Here is a 21,460-nt window from a genome sequence, read left to right as displayed (position 1 = left end):
GATCCTGCGGACTAACAAAGATTAGGCCTACCTAACGAACAATTCCAGCATCTTCTTGCCTTCGATAGACGCGGTAAGTTTGTCGCCAATTTGCACCGGACCCACGCCTTTTGGCGTTCCTGTGAATATCAGGTCGCCTTTTTTGAGCATAAAAAATTTGGAGACGAAAGAAATCAGGTAATTGATCCGGTAAAGCATCATGGACGAATTCCCGTTCTGCCGCGTCTCGCCATTCACATCAAGACTAAAATTGAGGTTTTGAATGTCTTCGTAATCAGAGACTGGAACAAATTCTGAAACAGGCGCTGAACCATTGAATGCTTTTGCCAATTCCCACGGAAGGCCTTTGCTTTTCAATTCGGACTGCAAGTCTCTGGCCGTGAAGTCAATGCCAACACCAATTTCATCATAATATTTGTGTGCAAACCGTTCTTCAATGTTTTTACCAACGCGGTTTATTTTCACAACAAGCTCCACTTCATAATGAATGTCTTTGGAAAAATCCGGATAAAAAAACGGTTCCCCGGCGCGGATCTGAGCTGTTTCGGGCTTTAAGAAAATTACGGGCGCGTCCGGTTTTTCATTATTTAATTCAGCTATATGCTCGGTGTAATTCCTGCCAACACAAATAATTTTCATTAGGAGCAAATAAAATTTGGGAGTGATAAAAACACAACAAAACTACTGACAATGCGGTCAGGGACATAATATTTACATCATTTTTTCATGCAAAATCCTTCACTAGACGTTTTAAGTTTGACCCATTTTTATGAGCCATTTCACACAATCGTGTTACAAATTCTTTACTATTTTTGATAAAAGTATCGTTACTAACAGAAAGCTTACGCATGAAAAAGCAAATTGCCCGTTCCGTCAACTTCACAATTTGCACCCTCCTATTAACTTTTCTGCTGTCTGCCTGTGACACACTTCGCAAAACTCCCGACCGCTCTAACAACGGCAGATCCCGTAGTTCAGTGGCACGGCGACCGCCTGCGAGGCGCCCGTCCTCGGGCAGACCACCAGCAAAAACAACCGCGAAAAAGCCAGCCACAGCTTCCAAACCAACATACAGCCGTCCTGAAAATGTCCCAGCCGCAGTCGTCCCGAAAGTGGTTGAGGTTGCCCGCACTTACTCCGGAACGCCTTATCGCTCAGGCGGGAATGACAAGAATGGCATTGATTGCTCAGGCTTAATCTGCTCCGTTTATTCAGAAATCGGCGTAAAAGTCCCGAGAATATCCTGGCAGCAATCTGAATTCGGGCAGGAAGTAAGCAGCATCAATGACATTAAGCCGGGAGACTGGCTGTTTTTTGTGCCAGAAGCCGGAAAAGAAGGTTACGTTTCGCACGCAGGCATTGTCACGGATGTCCGGAACCAGGATGAAATTATGTTCATTCATGCTTCCACTTCGCGCGGCGTGCGGGAGGACAATCTTTTCTCCAATTATTTCAAAGGGCGATTCGTAAAAGCAATGCGCCCGTTCTGAGCCGTTCACACATTCTCAATATAAGTTTTTGGTGCCGCAATAGGGGGAAATCTGGCGTTAGCTGTCTGGTTTGCAGTATAAAGACTATATTGAAACTTAAAATCCTTTCTCAAAATGATGGATACAACAATAGGTCCGCCGCCAGAAATTGGCGCTCGGGTAATTCCCCTGCAAGCGAGTCCAGGCGTGCCGGTTTACATTTATGCGACGGTGTTCGCATCTTTTTGCGTCATAACCGGCCTTATCTGGGACATTTGCTGGCATATCAGCATTGGGCGCGACGGACTGCTTTCACCGCCTCACCTTGTGATTTATCTGGGTGCGGTCGTTGCAGGTTTGTTTTCAGGGTTTGAGATTTTGAGAAAAACATTTTGGGGGAGCAACAGTGAAAAAGATGCCAGTGTGAAAATCTGGGGCTTTTTTTACAGTTCGCTCGGCTCGTTATTCTGCGTTTGGGGCGCATTGGCCATGCTCACTTCCGCTCCTTTTGACGACTGGTGGCACAACACATATGGACTGGACGTAACCATTCTTTCGCCTCCGCACACAGTTTTGATCCTAGGCATTATCGGCATTCAGTTTGGTGCAATGATCAGCGTAGTTGCTGTCAAAAACCAGCTTAAACTGAGCGATAACGTTAGTTTGAGTAGGAAAAAAAATTTAGATAAAACGCTGTTCTGGCTTTTCGCATTGTCTGCCGGATTCTTGCTAACCATTTGGTATACATTGCTTTCCGAAGAACTGGGCCGTATGAACATGCATCGATCCAGCATGTATATTTTTTCTTCGGCCGCTTTTCCAATTTTGCTGATGGCAGTTGGTAAAGCAGTTCGCCACAAGTGGGCAATCACAGCCGCAACGGGCGTTTACACCATTTTAATGCTTGCAACGCTCTGGATCATTCCACTTTTCCCCGCCGAGCCGAAACTTGGGCCAATATTAAATCACATTGATCATTATCAGGGCTTCCAGTTTCCATTACTGCTGATCCTTCCCGCCATTGCCCTCGATTTTTTGCGCCATCGTTACGGTTATATGAATGACTGGAAATTAGCTGTCATTATGGGCGCGACTTTTCTTGTTGTTTTCTTTTCGTTCCAATGGTTTTTTGGCTCCTTCTTAATGGAGTCACCTTATGCGCGGAATTGGTTTTTTGGAAGTCATTACTGGTATTTTGGGAACAGTCCGGAATGGGAATATCGCTATAAGTTCGGCCCGTGGATGGTCGAAACAACACCTGAATTATTACAAGGACTTGGCATTGCATTGGTTGCCAGCCTGATTTCTACGCGAATTGGTTTGGCGTGGGGCAACTGGATGCATAAAATTCAACGATGAAAAATCTTCTATTCATAATTTGCTTACTCGCTGTCTGCCTGACCGCGCAAGCACACGTAGGAAGCGCGGGAGTCCAGATGCAGGGACAAGCCGGCCCATATAAAGTCCTCGTCAGCATTCAGCCCCCTGACGTCATTCCGGGCACAGCTAAAATCACCGTATTTGTTGAAAATGGGAATCTTAAGAAAATTTTAGCCAGACCAATTTACTTCTATTCCGGAGACAAAGGCGCGCCTTCGCCAGATGAATTGACACAAGTTTTAGGTCAAAACGGACAATTTGAAGGCATTGTCTGGCTCATGGAATCGGGCTCATCAAGCGCACAAATTGAGCTCGAAGGCGATAAAGGGAAAGGTGAATTGATTGTGCCGATCGCTGCCGTTTCCACCGCAGAACGCGACATGCCGAAGGAACTCGGCATTGGACTAAGCGTTTTGGGCGTTTTGCTTTTCCTGCTAATGATCACGACTATCGGCGCCAGTGTCAGCGATGGCATTTTAAAACCTGGCGTCGCATTAACACCTGTTCAAAAAAGGAAGCGATGGATAAATATGGGCATTGCGACCGTGCTGTGTGCACTCATTTTGTATGGAGGCAGCAGCTGGTGGGACAGCTGGGCAGCCGAGTATAAGCAATGGCTCTACAAGCCAATTAAAGGCAATGCAGCCATTTTACAAACTGATCATCAAAGGCTTTTTCGGCTTAAAATTGACACAACCGGCTGGCATGAACAGCGGCGCGGCAGCATGCTAAGCAAGCTTATCCCGGATCATGGCAAGCTGATGCACACATTCCTGGTCAGAATTCCTGGGTTAGATGCATTCGCACACATTCACCCGGAACGCAAGGACAGCACCACTTTTGAATCTTATTTGCCCAAACTTCCTGCTGGAAAATATCTGGTTTACAACGACATTGTGCAACATTCAGGCTTCGCCGAAACCATTGTGGACACCATTGACATTCCGGAACAGAATGCCGCAGCCAAACCGTTGCAGGTAACTGCTGAGGAAGATACATATGTTATTACAAATCCAATGGACGCACCGAGTCGCGTTCCGTTTGATGAGAATGTTGTCATCTGCGGAAAGCCGGGAACCAAGACGGTTTTCAAAGATGGTTCTTATGCAGTTTGGGAAGGCAAGCCCGACAAGGCATTGGAGGCAGGAAAGCCATATCAGTTCGCATTCGAATTCTTTAATCCGGATGGCAGCGCCTGCCTGCCTGAACCCTATCTTGGCATGACGGGCCATGTGGCGGTCGTGCGTTCCGATGGCTCAGTTTATATCCACTTGCACCCGACCGGCACTTATGCCATGGCTGCCGAGCAAACTTTCAAAGACCGCATTGCAGACACGGCGACAATCGTGAAGGCACTTGCTCCCGCAATGTTTCGGGATAGCATTGATCGCTATTTGACCAAATTGAAAACAATGCCGGTCGATGAGCGCGAGACATTCCTAATGACCGAAATGGGCATGTATGAACTTAATGAAAATGGCATGATGGGCATGGAGCACGGCAACCGCATTTCATTTCCCTACTCGTTTCCGAAAGACGGCAATTATCGTATTTTTCTGCAATTGAAAAGAAACGGGCAGGTTTTAACTGGTGCGTATGATGTTCGTGTTAAAGATGCAGCCGTGCTGTAATTAGTCAAAAAGTGCTTGAATGTCCAGGAAAGAAATCTCCCTGTAATTTTCAATATAAAGGTTGCAGGGAGGCAATTCTTCCCTTGTATGCGAGCTCAAAACGCCGACAACACGCATTCCTGCGTTCAATGCAGCTGTAATTCCAGAGAACGAATCTTCAAAGACTACACAATCGTCAGGACTAACGCCCAGATTTTTTGCACTGGTCAGATAGACTTCCGGATCAGGTTTGTGTTTCTTTACATTTTCACTCGCCATAACAGAGCCCAGGTGCTGCCGGACAGGCACTTTGCCCATAATCAAGTCTAGATTCGCAAGTGGTGCAGAAGTTGCTACGCCTAGTTTTACATTGTTTTTGACAAGGCCGGCAATAAAGTCATTGAAACCTTTAATGGGCTCAATGTGAGGCTCATAAATCTGGCGAAATAAGCTTTCCTTTTCATTTTCCAAGGTTAGCAGCTCATCCCCTTCCACGGTTTTTTGCAGGAAATGACTGAGTATATAACTATTGCTTTTACCAAACATATGGACAGCAAACTCTTCGTCAGTTGGGGAAAGGTTCCGTTTCGAAAAAAATTCGCGGAAAGCCATTGAATGATAAGGGTTCGTATGGCAAATCACGCCATCCATGTCAAAAATTACTGCTATTTCTTTTTTCATTCCGTAAAGTTAAGCATTGAAAATGTTCTCAAAAGCAGCATTGCCCCTTTTCCCGATATGCGATGGATTTTACAACTTAGGTTCACTTGCTTAACAGCAGATTGCGAACGATATTTAGATCGGCGATGTCACCAATTGAATAGGGTTGTTTCAATTACTTTTGACTTGTAGTAGTAGTTTACAATGTTATTCTATTAAATTTACAATAAGAGGTGGCCGTTCTGGCAGTTTTACTGAAAATCTGTCAGTTAGAATATTCCACCGTTACCCGCCAATCATTATAGTTTTAATTAATTATAATATATGAATGAATTAGAACCGATTAGAAACGGAGTGGACCGCCAGACTCTGGCGAAGCATGAAAATATGACTTCCCTGGAAGTTTACGACAAATATGGCGCAATGGCTTACGGCATTATTTTACAAATTTTGCCGCAAGTCCACCTGGCCCAGGAAGTGTTGGTAAGTGTATTTTCATCACCGCAATTGAAAGCCTGCAACAGTTATCCGTTCAGTTTCGCTGCATGTATCATCAAATTGGCGCGCGCGCAGGCAGTGGAAGCAAAGCGGAAGTTAATGGCCATTGCGCCGTCTTCGGAACACTTTCCAGCAGCAGAGGCATCGCCTGAACAAATCTTTGAATTGTCGTTTCGTCAGGGCTATACGCCTGAAGAAGTGGCAGGCAAGCTAAACATCTCCAAGTCAGAGGTTCTTCGCTCATTCCATGAATATTTCAAACTTTATCGTAACGCATAATAATCTAGACACACATTGGAAGCACAGGAATTTATAGAAAGTGGTATTCTGGAAGCACATTTGCTGGGATTAGCCAACAAGGAGGAGCAAGATTTGGTAAAGCAGATGATTGAGGAAAATCAGGGGCTCGCAGATTATTTGGTTGATATTGAGATGGATATAACGCGACATTTCAACGGTTCTGCGGTGTCGCCGCCTGTCGGCCTGAGGGAAATCATCCATCTTCGAAGCAGGGAATTCAGACAAAAGGAAAAGCATTCGTTCAAGCAACAACCGGCCGAAGAGGATCGCAGATATTTAGATGTGGAGGTCAATGACACCCATATGAAGGTGCACAAGTTTTGGCGCCCAGCGTTTATCGCAGTGTTTATTTTATCCAAAATATTTTTGATCGCCGGACTTTATTATTATTTCAAAACGGTCAATCAGGAACAGGAAATTCAAAAATTAAAAACGGAAATTCAGCAGGTAAAGTAGTCTGCGCGTTTTTTATAGCAAGCCGGAAATCACAATGTGATCCTTCCGGCTTGTTTGTTTATATTTGAAAAAAATCATTACATACATTATTTATGAAAGACAGAGAGAGAATCGGCAATCTCGAAGAGTTAATGGCCGAAAGTTTAATGCGTTTGGATAGGCTTGAACATGGTCAGACTGAATTGAAATACGGCCAAACCGTTCTTCAACAAAGTGTGATGGACCTTACCAAAGTTGTCAGAACGAACTCGAAAGACATTGAAGTCTTGAAGGTTGATGTTGCTTACTTGAAGGAAAACATGTCAACGAAGCAAGGGCTGAACAATTTGTTCGAAGCGATGATGAGTCGTTTTGACCGCAGTGACGAGCAATTTGCTCAGACACACAGAGAGATGGCTGCCATGCGCCAAGACATTGATGTCCTTAAAGCCCGGTAATCGTCGCTTCATTTAATCAAAATACTACGTTCCTCATTAAAATAATTTCATGTTTCCGTTTCGCGTTGGCCAGGGTTATGATGTGCATCAATTGGTTGAAAACCGGCCTTTCTGGCTCGGTGGAATTTTAATCCCGCACACACATGGCGCCAGGGGCCATTCCGATGCTGATGTCGTCTGTCACGTCATGTGCGACGCGCTTTTAGGAGCAGCTAATATGCGAAACATCGGATATCATTTTTCAGATAAAGATCCACAATGGAAAGGCGTTGACAGCAAGCTTTTGCTAGCCAAAGTGCTGGAAATGATCAGAGAAAAGGGTTATGAAGTTGGCAATGTGGACGTCACAATCGTGTTGCAAAGTCCCAAGCTCAACCCCCACATTCCTGAAATGAAGTCCTGTCTTGCAGCAGTAACGCAAATTCCCGAAGAAGATATTTCCATTAAAGCCACCACATCCGAACATCTAGGATTTGTAGGCAGGGAGGAAGGAATTGCTGCCCATTGTGTTGCATTAATATATTCTCCTAATGCTTTCCCACCAAACAAAGAAGCTACAACAACCCTTTGAAGGTATCCTTACATGAAAAAAATTCTCCTCGCACTTTCCATTTGCATCGGTTTCACGCTCAACGCCTGCGCACAGGAAGGCGGACAACTTACGCAGCCACTTGGTTTTGAAGAATATGATCCTATTTCAACATTAAAAGTTGAGGAGCATATCATTAAGCGCGCTAAATTTCCATTTATTGACGTGCATAACCATCAATATCAAATGCCTACGCAGGATCTGAAAGCGCTAACCAAGCAAATGGATAGCCTGAACATGGGCATCATGGTTAATCTGAGCGGAAGAGGCTGGTCGCAGGAATGGGCTGAGGGAACCGCAACATTGAAAGGTTCGCTGGAAAATGTTGCTAAAAATGAGCCAAAGCGGATTGCCGTTTTTACCAATCTGCAATTCAAAGGTTTTGGTGAAGCAGACTGGTCTGCAAAGGCCGTGAAACAATTGGAAGAAGATGTGAAAATGGGTGCAAAAGGCTTGAAAATCTATAAAAGCCTTGGTTTCAGCGGCATTAAAGATGACAAAGGAAACCGCGTTGCCGTAAGCGATGCACGATTGCAGCCTGTTTGGAATAAATGCGGTGAACTTGGCATTCCGGTGCTCATTCACACTGCTGATGTCCCTTCATTTTGGGACCCCATGGACCGTTACAACGAGCGCTGGCTTGAATTGAAAACGCATCCGGGACGTCGCCGCGGCGCTAATGATCCCGTGCCGTTTGATTCATTAATTGCTGAGCAGCACCATATTTTCCGCAGCAACCCAAAAACGATTTTTATCAATGCGCACATGGGCTGGTATCCAAACAATCTGAAAAAGCTGGACAGCCTGATGATCGCTTTCCCAAACATGTACGTCGAAATCGGTGCGGTAATTGCGGAATTGGGACGTCAGCCACGGACGGCAAAGAAGTTTTTTGATAAATATCAAGATCGCGTTCTGTTTGGCAAAGACAGCTGGGTGCCTGCGGAGTATATGACCTATTTCAGGGTTTTGGAAACAGAGGATGAATATTTTCCCTATCACAAAAAATACCACGCTTTCTGGCGAATGTATGGCATGGGCTTGTCAGATGAGGTTTTGAAGAAATTGTATTACAAAAATGCCCTCAAAATTATTCCCGGATTAGACAAAAGCCTTTTCCCAAAATAATTGTCATTTAAATGCCTTTGCTTCCTTAATGACAGACCTGTATTCAGCTTTATCGAGGCATTTTTTGTAGTAATCTTTTGCTTTGCCCTTGTTTCCCGCGCGGGCTGCAATGCGGGCCAGGCCAGCGTAAGCCATTGCATGATATTCTTTCGTGTACTGCGCGTCGTGCGGCGTTTTGAGTGCGAGTAAATATTCTCGTTGTGCGTTTGCGTCGTTCTTTTCGCTTTTCTCATCTAACATTCCCTGAAACGTGCGCCATGCTGCGGGATAAAAACCGGTGTTGATTTTTTTAAGCGAAACAAGCTCTTTTTCCGCCATATCATACTTCCCGGACAACAGCAGCGATTCCACATTCTTCATCTGAAACACAGGATTTTTGGGATATAAAGCATTCAGCTTATCCATATAAAAAACCGCTTTTTCAGGCTTTGATTCGTATTTTAGGTAAATGTGGGAAATGTAAAAACAAGCTTCCGCACGCGTTATCGTTCCGACTTTTGTCGCATTGTCAATCTGCTTTAAACCCAGTGCTTTATCTCCGCTTTTGAAGAAAACAAGCAACGGCTTCACCATCGGATGTTCTTCCGGATAAACCTCCACATAGTAATTATACATGCCAGAAGTGAAGTAAAACTCAGGATTTTTATTGATCAGTTTCAGGCCTTCCACGAAAGCATTATATGCCTTCTTGCCCTCTCCTGCCGCATTCATCATTTCTCCTTTGTAATTGTAAATCATGGCCATGTAACCACGCGCAACCATTGTGTAAAAAACTGCCTCCGGATCCAGGCTATTTTTACCATATTTTTTGTTAATCGCTTCAAGGCATTGATCGAGTTTCCGCAAATATTCCTTCGACTTTACTGGATTATCCTTAATTGGCAAATGCTTCCAAAACAGGATAAATGAATCCAGAATGTAAGTAACGGGGTGATTTGGGTATTTTTTTTCAACCTGCGCAATGATGGTTTCCGCTTCGTCAAAATCGTAATTGTAAATCTTATCCAAACTGCTCTGGATGTTCTTTATCGACGCCGGATCGTTCAATAACTGCGCTGGCGCAAGGAATGGCAGGCATATGAAGGCAAAAAGGAAAATTAACCGAAGTGAAATCTGCATGGCATTTACTATAAACTCGAAATGGTTTGGTGGAACCGCAGCTGAACATTAGCTTTGTTAACAACCCGAAAACGCTGAGACGGGTTCTGGACCAAAGTTTTATTTAGTCCGTTCTAAAAAAATTTATCTTACTCATTGATATTATGATTCGTTACGAGCAGTTTGTTCTGGATAATGGCTTGAAAGTTTTTGTTCATGAAGATTTTTCAACACCAATGGCTGCCGTAAATATCTTGTATAATGTGGGTTCGCGGGATGAAGACGAAGAACGCACGGGATTTGCCCATCTCTTTGAACACCTGATGTTTGGCGGCTCTAAAAACATTCCCAGTTACGACATTCCGGTCCAAAATGTGGGTGGCGAAAACAATGCATTCACCTCACCTGACATTACAAATTATTACATCACCTTACCGGCCGATAATATAGAAACGGCATTCTGGCTCGAATCGGATAGAATGATGAGCCTTTCTTTTGACCCGAATGTGCTGGAAGTGCAGCGAAAAGTGGTTATTGAGGAGTTCAAACAACGCTATCTCAATCAGCCATATGGCGATATTTGGCTCAAATTAAGGCCTTTGGCTTACAAGCAACATCCCTATCGCTGGGCCACGATCGGCAAGGACATTGACCATATCGAAAGGGCGACGATGGACGATGTGCAGGACTTTTTCTTCCGTTTTTACAGACCTAACAATGCGGTAATGGTGGTTGCAGGCGCTGTGAAAAGTGCCCAGGTGCTCGAACTTTCGAAGAAATGGTTTGGTGACATTCCTCCGGGCCCGGCGCATATCAGAAACATTCCGATGGAGCCAGCTCAAAGCGAGGCGCGTCATCTGGAAACGTCTGCCGCTGTGCCTTTAAATTCGCTGATAAAGGTGTTTCACATGCCGGGCAGATATGAAAAGGGCTTTTATGCAACCGACTTGCTGAGCGATATTTTAGGACGCGGAAAATCGTCCCGACTTTATCAAAGTTTATTGAAAGATAAGTCGCTGTTCAACAGCATCAGCGCCAGCGTTACTTCTTCGCTTGATCCGGGTTTGCTTATGATTAAGGGAAACCTGAATCCGAATGTCACGCTAGAAGCTGCCGATGCGGCTGTAAATGAAATTTTGCAGGAGATTGTCGCAAATGGCGCGAGCGATGAAGAAGTCACCAAAGTGAAAAATCAGTCCGAAGCTTCACTCGCATTCTCGGAAGTGGAATTGCTTAACCGCGCAATGAACCTGGCTTTTGCAGCCAATGCTGGCAATGTGGAATGGGCGAATGAGGACGCGGAAATTATCAGAAACCTGACGTCTGCCGACATTCAACAGGCCGCGAAGTCCATTTTGAGGCCGGAAAACGCCGCGACATTATATTACAGGGCCGAAGAAAAACCAGCTGCGATGGCTTAACATTGCAGCTGGTGAGTTTTCATATCAGAAAAATACATTCGATGAAGATTGCACTGAATGTTAGTCTTCCGGAAGGAAAGTTAAATAGCTAAATTGCTCTTCCTTAAACATCTCTTGGGCGATTTCCTGCAATTGAGAAGCCGTAATCTGCTCTATTTCGGTAAAAATTTCCGGTAACGAATCCACACGCCCCGTATCCAGCAGACTTTTTGCCATCATCAGCATAAAACTCATGTTGCTTTCCTCGGACATGGCAAGTTGTCCCATTAACTGAACTTTCGTTTGATGCAGTTGCAAAACGGACAATGGCACTTCGCGAATGCGTTTCAGTTCCTTGTGAATGAGGGAAATGCTTTTATTCAATTGTTTTTGTTCTGTTCCAAAGAAAATCCCCATGAAACCCGTGTCGAGATAAGGCGTGTAATTGCCTTCGATCGAATACACAAAACCATATTTTTCGCGCAACGAAAGATTGAAACGCGAGTTCATTCCCGGACCGCCGAGCAAATTGACCAACATAAAAAACGGCAGCCTCCGATCATCCAGAAGCGCATATGCGGGTTGTCCCATTGCACATTGCGCCTGGGAAATCGAGCGTTCTTTTTGTTGATTCAAGGGAGAATAAGCCGCTGGCGCTTGTCGCACGCGTGTAGTTTTACGATGCGGAACGTCGCCCAGATATTTCTCGGCAACGCGGATCACTTTTGAAAAAGGCAATCTGCTCACCGAGCAAACGACGATCCTTTCAGTGTCAATGTTGTCGTTGATAAATTGCGTTAAATCGGCTTTACCAAATGCGCTAACCGTTTCGGCAGTGCCTAATATATTGTTTCCCAAAGCATGATCGGGGAAAATAAGCTGGTCAAAATCATCCTGAATGGCATCTTCCGGAGAATCAATGTACATGGACATTTCTTCAAGAATAACATTCCGCTCGCGTTCAATTTGCTTTTCTGGAAAAACGGAGTGAAAAGTAATGTCAGCCAGCAAATCCATCGCTTTTTCGAAATGATCGTCTAGCACTGAGGCGTGAAAACAGATCTTTTCTTTGGTTGTGTAGGCGTTTAATTCACCCCCAACATTCTCCAAGCGGTTGATAATGTGGTAAGAACTGCGTTTTTCAGTCCCTTTAAATGCCATATGCTCCCAAAAATGGGCAAGGCCTTGTTGGTGTGGCAATTCATCGCGGCTCCCAATGTCGAGCATGATCCCGCAATGCGCAATTTGCGTGTACGGAACCTGCTTATGTGCAATGCGGATGCCGTTTGCAAGCGTATGTAACTGATATTCTTCGGTGAGTAATAATGTGGTGGATTTGGGGTTACCCTGTTTTTGGACGTTATCTCTCTTCATTCCTTTTAAACACAAAATACGCACCAATAATTTTCGGTGGTATCCACAAAATTACAGACTTTTGCTCTGAAACCCTTGTAAAACACCAGTTATGCGCATTGGATTTGATGCCAAAAGAGCTTTTGCAAATAAGACCGGACTTGGAAATTACAGCCGCTTTGTGCTTAATGCCCTTCAAACGCACGAAAAAGATCACGCATATTTAGCCTACACTCCCAAAAACCGCGCTAATTTATTTCCAGGCTTTCCGGAAGACCGCATTAAGCTGCCTCAGACATTCTTTGACAAAAAGTTGTCTGCTTACTGGCGATATGCGTCTATCACAAAACAGCTCAAAGAAGACGAAATCCAAATTTTCCATGGACTAAGCAATGAGATTCCCCGAGGACTGGAGAAGGCAGGAATCCGTTCAGTGGTGACCATTCACGATCTCATTTTTGAAAGGCTGCCGCACCTGTTCAAACCGATAGACCGGCTCATTTACAGACACAAATTCCAATCCGCGTGCCGCCGAGCTGACACTGTAATTGCCATCAGCGAGCAAACCAAACGAGATTTGATCGAGCTTTACAATGTTGATAATGGGAAGATCGAAGTTGTTTATCAGGATTGTAACCCCATTTTTAAACAGACAATTGACGAACAGAAAAGAAAGGAGATAACAGCTCTTTACAACATTCAAAAGCCTTATGTCCTTTGCGTTGGCACATTGGAGGAACGAAAAAACCAGCATCGGTTAGTTGAAGCATTTGCTGATGTGCCTGACAATGACTTTGACCTCATTTTGGTTGGAAAACAAACGAGTTACACATCTAAAATTTTGGATTCGGTCAAAAGATTGAATCTGGAAAACAAAGTCAAAATCCTAAGTAATGTTCCAACGGAGCATTTGCCCGCTCTTTATCAGCAAGCGGAAATATTTGCCTATATATCTGTTTATGAAGGATTTGGAATTCCAATTTTGGAGGCGCTGCACAGCGGCACTCCTGTGTTAGCCGCGAAAGGCTCTTGTCTTGAAGAAGCCGGCGGGCCCGGAGGCTTGTATGCAGATCCCTATCAAAAAGAAGACATCAGTAAGCAGCTTACTAAACTGATTACTGATGTCAATTTAAGAAAATGCCTTGTTAATGCCGGGAAACCACACATTAGTCAATTCTCTGGCGAAAATATCGCTGCACAGCTGATTGATTTGTATAAAAATCTTGGCTGATTTACTTCTCCCTGTATTGTTCAATGATGCGGAATAATGCTTTTTGTTTTTCCAAATCAGGAAAAAAGTCGAAAAGCTGCACATGCGCATCATAATCAAGCGTCAAACCTGTTTCAAGGTTTAACAATGCTTCACGATAAGTTCCTGCGTGAATCTGGTAAACGGCCATGCGATAATAAAGATCGGCTTCCTCCGGCATCTCGTCGATTGCAGCTTGCAAAAGATCGCAGGCACGCACGTAATTTCCTTGCTCAAATAAGACATGCGACCATTTCAACCAGATATCCGGATTGGACGGCTCAATTTCCGCAGCTTTTTCAAACGCTTCGAATGCTGAAATTACATTGCCGACTTTAAACTCGGTTTCTGCAAGCGCAAGCCAATAATCTGGATTTAATTCGGTGATCTGAATGGCTTTACGCAAAAAACCAACGGCTTCATACCAGCGTCCCAGCTCACTGAAACAGATTCCCAAACCATACCAGCCATCGTCCCACTGCTTATCGAGCTTAACGGTTTGTCTGTAATATTTGATCGCAGTTTCAAACTCGCCTAATTTCTCGTAACAAGTTCCTAAGCAACAGCACGTTTCGGGCTGCTCGCCTTCCAATTCAATGGCGCGCAGATATTGTTCTTTTGCGTCCTCGTATTTTTCGAGGTTCATGTACGAATTGCCCAGCTGAAAAAAGGCCGAAGCAAAATCATCTTTGACTAATGTTGCATACTCGTAAGCATTTACTGCATCCTCATAACGCTCCAACTTGCTGAATGCAATCCCAAGATTATACCAAGCATGATGCGAAAACGGATCGCGGTCAACAAGCTCATTATAATAATCCAGATGACTTTCCAGCTGACCGACTAGGTCAAGACAATGCGCGAGCTCATAAAGTGCGCTTTCGTTATTCAGGTTATTGCGAAGCGACTTTTTATAAAATTTGATCGCCTCGTCATATTTTCCCCAGTTTTGATAAGTCTGCCCAATCTGGAAATAGATTTCATCCTGATCTTCAACACGCTGCAGTAAGTTTTCCAAAACCTCGATGGCCTCTTCAAACTCCCCGATCATATTGGAAATGGCAACTTGCATGAAGGATATTTCAATGTCGCCGGGATGAAAAAGCGACGCTCTTTCCAGTATTTCCTGCGCCAACTCGTGCTCACCGCGGTTTGCATGCAGCTGCACCATATTCAGTAAAAGGTCGAGCGAATAAGGATAATCCGATAAACCCAACTCACAGGCCTTGTAAGCCTTTTCCCAATCTCCTTTTTCAATGTAGTGAACCGTTACTTTTTCGTAAGTATCCAAATCAAAAAAAACCGGCTCGCTTGTTTTAAGCATTCTTTCAAACCTGAGCAATGTTTCTTTCATATAATCCTTTCTTTCCCCAAAATTTTTCTCCATCATACAAAACGTCAGGTTAGATTTGAGGGCTAACGCACCACTAATTAATTAAAGAAAGTTATAAAATAAATAATCGTTATTCAAATCTTGCCGAGCAAACTTTCACTGACCCTGGCAACCGTTCGCTCAATGGGTTGGAAGCTATAATTTAATGCTTTTCTCACTTTTGCATTATCGTAACTGATCTTCCTTGCAGCCGACTGAGCTGTTTCCTTTGTAATGAGCGGCTTTGTTCCTAATAACCAGGTCCGAACCGCTTCAAACCGCCAGATAACACCGGCAAGCCCTGCGCCCACTCGCATCGACGGCCGCTTTTTGTGCATTGTATCGGCGATAGTATTGAACAAAGTTCTGTAAGAAATGCTCCCCGCATTCAGCAGAAATCTTTCTCCCGAGATGTCAGCGCCTAATAATTGGTAAACAATTTCTGCCACATCCTGGACGTCAACATAGTTCGCGATGCCTTCTGTGTAAAATGGTTTTTCCTGAAATACATATTTAAAAATCTGCGTGCTGCTTTTTTGCCAGTCGCCTTCGCCAAGGATCAAAGTCGGGTTCACAATAACCGCATTAAGCCCTTCTGCAATGCCGCGCCACACTTCAAGCTCGGCTAAATGCTTTGTTTTGGCATATTCCGAGTTTTCGGGCGAATCTTCCCAGCGGTGATTTTCATCCAGGACAATGTCATGACCCGCAACAACTTTTCTGGAATCAGGGCGTCCAATGGCAGCAATGCTGCTCACGTGACAAAGCTTTCCGATCTTTCGATTGAGGCAAACATTAACGACGTTAGCGGTTCCTTCGACATTGACCTTGTACATCATTTTGCGGTCTTTTGGAATAAAAGAAACCACAGCAGCCGTGTGAATAATATAATCCATTCCATTAAAAGCCTTTTCCAAAGAGCTGATATCCAGAATATCACCTTCTATCCATTGAATTTTTGACTCTACATCGGACAAAAGGCCACGGTCCGAGCCGGATCGATATAGTGCGAACACTTCATGCTGCTCCGAAAGAAATTTTCTGGCAGTCGCGCTTCCAACCAAACCTGTTGCACCTGTAATGAGGACTTTCATAATAATTGACAACTAATGCTGGGACCAAAGTTGGCTCGAAAAAAGGGAATTTGTGCAGATTTTAACCTTGAAAATCGAAAACCGCTCTTACAGCTCACCGCCAACAATAAAAAGCCCTTTCCAAATTTTTAGATTTGAAAAGGGCAACTTAGAGAGAATATCTTTTTATAAGCTCCTTACCTGGCTCAAATAATGTTCTAATGCTGCAATTCTGGGAGAAAAATCATCTTTTTCATACAATGCAACCATGAAATTCGTCCTAAGTTCGCCTTGAATTGTTTCGGGATTGTCCTTCATTTTTTGAATTAAGCCAGGCAATGCTGCTTGGGCTTGTTTGTGCAAATCCATGCTGTGAATAATTTGGCTTTTAAAATCATCGGCAAGCAAATTGTATTGATTTTCAGTCACAAATAGGCGCCATTTCGAGCAGCTTTTCTTTTAAATCACGTTCTCTTTCAATTATTTCCTTATTAATCTCTCCATTTTTACCCGGCGAATATGTTGGAAACATTGCATCATCTTCACTTGCCGCCTTCGTAAGATTATAGTGCTTTTCGCTTTGTTTCAAATCACCTTTGTCATCATCATCCGTGCATCCAAAAGCCACTAAAACAAAAAGCGAAAGCAGAAAAAGCCTGTTGTATGTGTATTTTTTCATGTTGTAACAGCATGGTTGCTGCTATTGAGTCTTTGGTGAATTTACTTTTGAAACAATGTAAGGTTTCGTGCTTTCGGTAATATTAATGTGGATATGGATAATAGAACAAGTTAATAAAATTTATTTACATAGTTCTTCACCCCGTTCTGAAAGCCTTTTTGCTAATTTTACGTTTTCAATCTTATATATTACCTGAATTTTAAAGATGCCCATCCCCGATCCAAAAAGATATACGGTTACAGCAGCGCTGATTTATGCCAATGGCCCCATTCACATTGGGCATTTGGCTGGCTGCTACATACCGGCTGATATATACGTTCGTTATTTACGTGCTCAGGGAAACGACGTTGCATTCATTAGCGGGACCGATGAGCATGGCGTTCCGATTACAATCCGGGCAAAAAAAGAAGGACTTACGCCTCAGCAGGTTGTTGACAAATATTATGCGCAGATTGATGCCTCCTTCAAGGAATTGGGCATTTCATTCGACATATATTCGCGGACGAGCAAGCCGGTTCACCACGAGACTTCGCAGGAGATTTTCAAAGATTTATACGATAAGAATGTATTTATTGAGGAGACGACGGAGCAATATTTTGATGAAACCGCGCAGCAATTCCTAGCAGACCGATACATTGTCGGCACTTGCCCAGTTTGCGCTAATCCCAATGCTTATGGGGATCAATGTGAACGCTGCGGCTCAACATTAAGTCCGCTGGAATTGAAAGATCCGCGGTCAACACTTTCAGGAGCTAGCCCGATTCTTAAGGCAACCAAAAACTGGTATTTGCCTTTGGATAAAATGCAGCCGGATATTGAAAATTATATCAATGGACATCCGGAATGGAAAACCAACGTTTTTGGCCAATGTCAATCCTGGCTGAAAGATGGCTTGAAACCTCGCGCTATGACACGAGACCTTGATTGGGGAATCAGCGTGCCGTTGCCAGATACGGAAGGTAAAGTTTTATATGTGTGGTTTGAAGCGCCTATTGGCTATATTTCTGCGACAAAAGATTGGCTTATCCAAAAAAACGGGACGGACGAAGGCTGGAAAAAGTGGTGGCAGCCTGATGCTGACGGAGAAACCAAGTTGGTGCATTTCATTGGAAAGGATAACATTGTTTTCCACTGCATTATTTTCCCTGCCATGCTTATGGCCCAGGGAAATTATATTCTGCCGGAAAATGTGCCTGCAAATGAGTTCATGAATCTGGAAGGAGACAAAATTTCGACTTCCCGAAATTGGGCGGTTTGGCTGCATGAATATCTGGAAGAGCTTCCCGACAAGCAGGATGTGCTGCGTTACGTGCTGACAGCCAATGCGCCTGAAACGAAAGACAGCGAGTTCACCTGGAAGGATTTCCAAACCAGAAATAACAGTGAATTGGTTGGGATTTATGGCAACTTCATCAACCGCGCCATTGTGTTGACGCAGAAATTCTGTGATAGCAAAGTGCCTGCGCGAAGTGCATTACAGGAAATCGATGAAATAGCATTAAAAGACCTTGCTGACTTTCCGGCACGCGTTGCGGAATCCATGGAAACCTATCGTTTCCGTGAAGCATTGACATTTATTATGGATCTGGCCCGGTTAGGAAACAAATATCTGGCAGAGACACAGCCCTGGCATGCAATCAAGACTGACCCTGAGCGTGTTAATACAATCTTGAACATTGCATTACAGATTTCCGCAACGCTTTCCATCGTTTCTGAGCCTGTCCTTCCGTTCACGGCTGCGAAGATTCAAAGCCAATTGGGAATGAAAAATATTACATGGTCAAATGCCGGAAAAGCTGATTTACTTGTGGTTGGACAGCCTGTTTCAGAAGCAAAATTGCTTTTCGAGAAAATTGAGGATCATGTGATCGAAAAGCAAATTCAAAAACTGCACGACGCAAAACGAATGAATGAGCTGGAAGGAAAAACCGTCACACCGATAAAGCAAGAGATTCAGTTTGAGGATTTTGGCAAAATGGACATTCGTGTTGCGACAATTGTGGCGGCGGAGAATGTTCCGAAAAGTAAAAAGCTTTTGAAATTATTGGTCGATATCGGGATTGAACAGCGCACCGTGCTGAGCGGTATTTCAGAGCATTTTACAGCAGAGGAGGTTATTGGCAAAAAAGTGTTGTATCTGGCAAATCTTGCGCCTCGCAAAATGATGGGACTGGAAAGTCACGGAATGATTCTGATGGCCGAAGACCGGGACGGGAGCCTTGCTTTTGTGCAGCCCGGAAAAGATGTTTGGAACGGAGGAACTGTAAATTAAGGCACCAATTGTGCAACGAAAAAGCGGCTTTGGAACAACTCAGAGTCGCTTTTTCGTTAAAGACCTCATTGAAATTCGCGTTTAACCTGATCGTAGAGTGTATAAACTCTATCTACAAGCACCTCGCACTCTCTGTCAGACAGATGATCGATCGTGTTGCTTACCGCATTGGAAACCACTTTCCCTTCCTCATTAACTTTCACGCCTTTTTGTTTGATCAGGCTTAGAATTCCTTCCCAATCGTTGATCAGGCTGTCAGAAAAATATCGGGGTTCGATAATGTTGAAGTAGGCAGACTGGGATTTCAGTTTCTGTTTAAGATGAGATGAGGAGCTGGAAGCTTTGAGCTCTTCCACAAGTTTGGTTAGCTCGATATAAGCGAAGATATTGGATTTTTTCATAACGTTGAGATTGGAGGAGTAATATATAAAATACGGTGGCTAAGATACAGATATGTAACTCCTTTTTTTACTAAATTCTGTAATGTTTACTGTTTGTTAATATTATCTATTGGATGGATACAATTTGCCCCTTTTGATTTGCATGTGCTTCATTAATAAGCTCCAAGACAATGCAAAGGCCTTTTTATAACCCTCATATAACCGATGACACAAAAAAAAGCCCAACAGTTGTAACTGTCGGGTGACTTTATTTAATACAAATTGAATATTACCAACGCTCGATATTTACCTTTCTATGATAGTCACCTTGCTCATTTCCATAGGGCAAAAATAACACCAAATGACGAAAAGTATCGTCGTATTTCGCGGTTATATGTTCAACGTCAACTCCTTCCGGAATGACGAATGTATTGATGAAACGTACTGTTCTCCACTGCTCTTCATCGGACAAACTTTCCTGAGAAAATATAGGCAACAAGTGAAATAGTTTAAGATTATTAGTATTCTTTTTTCCTTTGACTACTTCCAATTGCAGATCTTCAACCTCGATGCCTGGAACTTTCACAACAACTTCAAAACCGTCCGATCCTCTGTCAAGCTTTATAGCGGGCTCACTCATTCCACCATTGATTGTGTTGATAAAATCAATATTCATCAACATCTCCTGGGGTATTTTTAGTTTGCTTTCCATTGCTATCGCGTTTAAGATTCACAAGTTTAATAGACTAACGAAAAACTACGTGCCAAAGATTAATTTACCGTTAAAAAAGAGATGTGCAGTCGAGCCGCTTTCTCAGAGTTATTGCCATTAGCGTTAATGAGGCCACATTCCAAGCATTTAGGTGAATTTCTATTCAATTTGCCATCGGCATAAAGATGCCAAAGTTGCAGTTTCAACTCCCCATCAAGCGACATTTTGTCCTGTTCGCCCCCTTTATCGCCGATTAGCGATCAGAGTGTCCCAGGCTGCGAGCGGGGTCAATAATGTCTCTGACGCGCTGCTTAATCTCTTTCGGCTCCGGAAAACGACCTTCGCGCTTTCGATCCCACAACAATTCTTCGTTGAAACTGATGATATAGCGCCCCGCAACTTCCGACGGAACAAGCTTTAATGCTAGCAAGTCATCCGTAAAAGTGGTGAGCAGTTCCTGCGCCATCCATGCGGCCCGTAGAAGCCAGCCACATTTGGGACAATATTCAATGGTTATTGTTGGTTTCATCATGTTTGGTTTCGATTGTAAAACCAAGATATTAAAAAAGCCGTGAAGGAAGTCCCCCACGGCTTTCGAATGTTAACCTAACCCTTTAATCTTTTCAGAAAAACCCTTTGACAGATTTCCCTTAACGCTTTACAAATGTATGTGCAGTTCTGTCCGAATTTTAGCGTGATTATCCCCGATTTTTCGGCCACGTAAGCCTCGACAAGGCGCTTGGTAATCCTCCCCAAAACAGCAGGTAATTTTACGTGATTTAAGAAGTGAGTGCGTTTCAAAAGATCCTGATTAACAGATATTTAAACAAAAACCGTTTACTCAATTCAATGAAACTCCCTTGGTGTTAAGGCCCGCCCTGGCTACATTTACATATAACAACTTATTCTTAAAATTCACTAAAACGCTTTATGGATTCACGCAGATTTACAGGTAAGGAAGGCCAGCTCATTTCAGCTGATGAGGCACTTTTAATCACCGCTCCTTTTCAGAAAAGAGAACGGGAAATTATGTCACGCGGTGAAAATTATGTAAAAGCAGAGTTCTTCGGCATACACACCTTTAATGAGCTAATCCGCTCTCATGGAGACGATTGCGTAGGCTTTCGAATGTATTATGGTTTGTCGGATGAAGAAGAAGACACGCTGGATACGAAAGCAGAACTGGGGCGCCGTGCCGTAAGACCGACCTCTCGTCTGGTGCTTGTGCCGGTTGATGCAGACGGCAATGACTTGATCAGAAGTGCGCAAATGGGCGGACTAAAGGATATGCCAACACAAAAAAAGGTCATGAAAGGTGGCCCTCTTTGCCCGAGCCAATGTTAAG

At 43.7% G+C, this 21,460-nt stretch carries 23 protein-coding genes; 12 read left to right on the top strand and 11 right to left on the bottom strand.

Features of this window, described 5'->3' with window-relative positions; genetic code table 11:
- Positions 1 to 27 precede the first annotated feature (27 nt).
- Positions 28 to 639 (bottom strand): fumarylacetoacetate hydrolase family protein, encoded by a 612-nt coding sequence (locus LZG73_RS14385; RefSeq protein WP_233850784.1) that lies wholly within the window; start codon positions 637 to 639, stop codon positions 28 to 30.
- A 209-nt stretch (positions 640 to 848) separates the two neighbouring features.
- On the opposite strand from LZG73_RS14385, the gene LZG73_RS14380 reads away from it, so the two are divergent.
- The 3 genes from LZG73_RS14380 (at position 849) to LZG73_RS14370 (ending at position 4,480) form a co-directional block, all read left to right on the top strand.
- Entirely contained in the window at positions 849 to 1,490 is a 642-nt protein-coding gene (locus LZG73_RS14380) for a C40 family peptidase (RefSeq protein WP_233850782.1), read from the top strand.
- 117 nt (positions 1,491 to 1,607) lie between these two features.
- On the top strand, positions 1,608 to 2,828 hold the full coding sequence (locus LZG73_RS14375; protein WP_233851031.1) for a hypothetical protein: 1,221 nt from the start codon (positions 1,608 to 1,610) through the stop codon (positions 2,826 to 2,828).
- Positions 2,825 to 4,480: a hypothetical protein gene (locus LZG73_RS14370; RefSeq protein WP_233850773.1), complete on the top strand. Its 1,656-nt coding sequence runs from the start codon at positions 2,825 to 2,827 to the stop codon at positions 4,478 to 4,480. The genes LZG73_RS14375 and LZG73_RS14370 overlap by 4 nt, the downstream gene beginning before the upstream one ends.
- On the opposite strand, the gene LZG73_RS14365 is transcribed toward LZG73_RS14370, so the two are convergent.
- Positions 4,481 to 5,140, bottom strand: a complete 660-nt coding sequence (locus LZG73_RS14365; RefSeq protein WP_233850770.1) for an HAD family phosphatase — start codon at positions 5,138 to 5,140, stop codon at positions 4,481 to 4,483.
- Positions 5,141 to 5,443: 303 nt separating this feature from the next.
- Between LZG73_RS14365 and LZG73_RS14360 the strand changes: the two genes are divergently transcribed.
- From LZG73_RS14360 to LZG73_RS14340, 5 genes are all read left to right on the top strand, one after another.
- Positions 5,444 to 5,896, top strand: a complete 453-nt coding sequence (locus LZG73_RS14360) for a hypothetical protein (RefSeq protein ID WP_233850768.1) — start codon at positions 5,444 to 5,446, stop codon at positions 5,894 to 5,896.
- A gap of 15 nt (positions 5,897 to 5,911) precedes the next feature.
- On the top strand, positions 5,912 to 6,373 hold the full coding sequence (locus LZG73_RS14355) for a hypothetical protein (protein ID WP_233850766.1): 462 nt from the start codon (positions 5,912 to 5,914) through the stop codon (positions 6,371 to 6,373).
- Positions 6,374 to 6,465: 92 nt separating this feature from the next.
- A complete protein-coding gene (locus LZG73_RS14350) occupies positions 6,466 to 6,810 on the top strand; it encodes a hypothetical protein (protein WP_233850764.1) in 345 nt (114 codons plus the stop codon).
- A 49-nt stretch (positions 6,811 to 6,859) separates the two neighbouring features.
- A complete protein-coding gene (gene ispF / locus LZG73_RS14345; RefSeq protein ID WP_233850762.1) occupies positions 6,860 to 7,381 on the top strand; it encodes a 2-C-methyl-D-erythritol 2,4-cyclodiphosphate synthase in 522 nt (173 codons plus the stop codon).
- A 12-nt stretch (positions 7,382 to 7,393) separates the two neighbouring features.
- Positions 7,394 to 8,527: an amidohydrolase family protein gene (locus tag LZG73_RS14340; protein WP_233850760.1), complete on the top strand. Its 1,134-nt coding sequence runs from the start codon at positions 7,394 to 7,396 to the stop codon at positions 8,525 to 8,527.
- 3 nt (positions 8,528 to 8,530) lie between these two features.
- Here LZG73_RS14340 and LZG73_RS14335 read toward each other — a convergent pair whose 3' ends face one another.
- Complete coding sequence (locus LZG73_RS14335; RefSeq protein WP_233850750.1) at positions 8,531 to 9,646, bottom strand: lipopolysaccharide assembly protein LapB; 1,116 nt, start codon at positions 9,644 to 9,646, stop codon at positions 8,531 to 8,533.
- Positions 9,647 to 9,789: 143 nt separating this feature from the next.
- Between LZG73_RS14335 and LZG73_RS14330 the strand changes: the two genes are divergently transcribed.
- Positions 9,790 to 11,046 (top strand): pitrilysin family protein, encoded by a 1,257-nt coding sequence (locus LZG73_RS14330; RefSeq protein WP_233850748.1) that lies wholly within the window; start codon positions 9,790 to 9,792, stop codon positions 11,044 to 11,046.
- A 60-nt stretch (positions 11,047 to 11,106) separates the two neighbouring features.
- On the opposite strand, the gene LZG73_RS14325 is transcribed toward LZG73_RS14330, so the two are convergent.
- The gene (locus tag LZG73_RS14325) at positions 11,107 to 12,399 is read right to left on the bottom strand and encodes a pitrilysin family protein (RefSeq protein ID WP_233850746.1); all 1,293 of its coding nucleotides are present in this window, start codon (positions 12,397 to 12,399) and stop codon (positions 11,107 to 11,109) included.
- Positions 12,400 to 12,490: 91 nt separating this feature from the next.
- On the opposite strand from LZG73_RS14325, the gene LZG73_RS14320 reads away from it, so the two are divergent.
- Positions 12,491 to 13,609, top strand: a complete 1,119-nt coding sequence (locus tag LZG73_RS14320) for a glycosyltransferase family 1 protein (protein WP_233850744.1) — start codon at positions 12,491 to 12,493, stop codon at positions 13,607 to 13,609.
- 1 nt (position 13,610) lies between these two features.
- On the opposite strand, the gene LZG73_RS14315 is transcribed toward LZG73_RS14320, so the two are convergent.
- The 4 genes from LZG73_RS14315 to LZG73_RS14300 all read right to left on the bottom strand — a co-directional run bounded on the left by LZG73_RS14315 (position 13,611) and on the right by LZG73_RS14300 (position 16,751).
- On the bottom strand, positions 13,611 to 15,017 hold the full coding sequence (locus LZG73_RS14315) for a lipopolysaccharide assembly protein LapB (protein WP_233850742.1): 1,407 nt from the start codon (positions 15,015 to 15,017) through the stop codon (positions 13,611 to 13,613).
- Positions 15,018 to 15,094: 77 nt separating this feature from the next.
- Positions 15,095 to 16,093 carry an NAD-dependent epimerase/dehydratase family protein gene (locus LZG73_RS14310; RefSeq protein ID WP_233850740.1) on the bottom strand — a complete coding sequence of 333 codons (999 nt, stop codon included), beginning with the start codon at positions 16,091 to 16,093 and terminating at the stop codon, positions 15,095 to 15,097.
- Between the two features lie 165 nt (positions 16,094 to 16,258).
- Positions 16,259 to 16,441, bottom strand: coding sequence for a hypothetical protein (locus LZG73_RS14305; protein WP_233850738.1), 183 nt, complete (start codon positions 16,439 to 16,441; stop codon positions 16,259 to 16,261).
- A 52-nt stretch (positions 16,442 to 16,493) separates the two neighbouring features.
- Positions 16,494 to 16,751, bottom strand: a complete 258-nt coding sequence (locus LZG73_RS14300) for a hypothetical protein (protein ID WP_233850736.1) — start codon at positions 16,749 to 16,751, stop codon at positions 16,494 to 16,496.
- Positions 16,752 to 16,956: 205 nt separating this feature from the next.
- On the opposite strand from LZG73_RS14300, the gene metG reads away from it, so the two are divergent.
- Positions 16,957 to 19,023, top strand: coding sequence for a methionine--tRNA ligase (gene metG, locus LZG73_RS14295; RefSeq protein ID WP_233850734.1), 2,067 nt, complete (start codon positions 16,957 to 16,959; stop codon positions 19,021 to 19,023).
- A gap of 65 nt (positions 19,024 to 19,088) precedes the next feature.
- Here the strand turns inward: metG and LZG73_RS14290 are convergent, their stop codons facing one another.
- The 3 genes from LZG73_RS14290 to LZG73_RS14280 all read right to left on the bottom strand — a co-directional run bounded on the left by LZG73_RS14290 (position 19,089) and on the right by LZG73_RS14280 (position 20,647).
- A complete protein-coding gene (locus LZG73_RS14290) occupies positions 19,089 to 19,424 on the bottom strand; it encodes a hypothetical protein (protein ID WP_233850725.1) in 336 nt (111 codons plus the stop codon).
- Positions 19,425 to 19,692: 268 nt separating this feature from the next.
- Positions 19,693 to 20,115 (bottom strand): Hsp20/alpha crystallin family protein, encoded by a 423-nt coding sequence (locus LZG73_RS14285; RefSeq protein ID WP_233850723.1) that lies wholly within the window; start codon positions 20,113 to 20,115, stop codon positions 19,693 to 19,695.
- Between the two features lie 253 nt (positions 20,116 to 20,368).
- A complete protein-coding gene (locus tag LZG73_RS14280) occupies positions 20,369 to 20,647 on the bottom strand; it encodes a SelT/SelW/SelH family protein (RefSeq protein ID WP_233850721.1) in 279 nt (92 codons plus the stop codon).
- 398 nt (positions 20,648 to 21,045) lie between these two features.
- On the opposite strand from LZG73_RS14280, the gene LZG73_RS14275 reads away from it, so the two are divergent.
- Entirely contained in the window at positions 21,046 to 21,459 is a 414-nt protein-coding gene (locus LZG73_RS14275) for a hypothetical protein (RefSeq protein WP_233850719.1), read from the top strand.
- Position 21,460 lies beyond the last annotated feature (1 nt).

This window comes from Dyadobacter sp. CY326 (genome assembly GCF_021390515.1).
GTDB lineage: Bacteria > Bacteroidota > Bacteroidia > Cytophagales > Spirosomataceae > Dyadobacter.
Note: the sequence above shows the minus strand (reverse complement) of the source record. Positions and strands in the feature narration are given on the sequence as shown.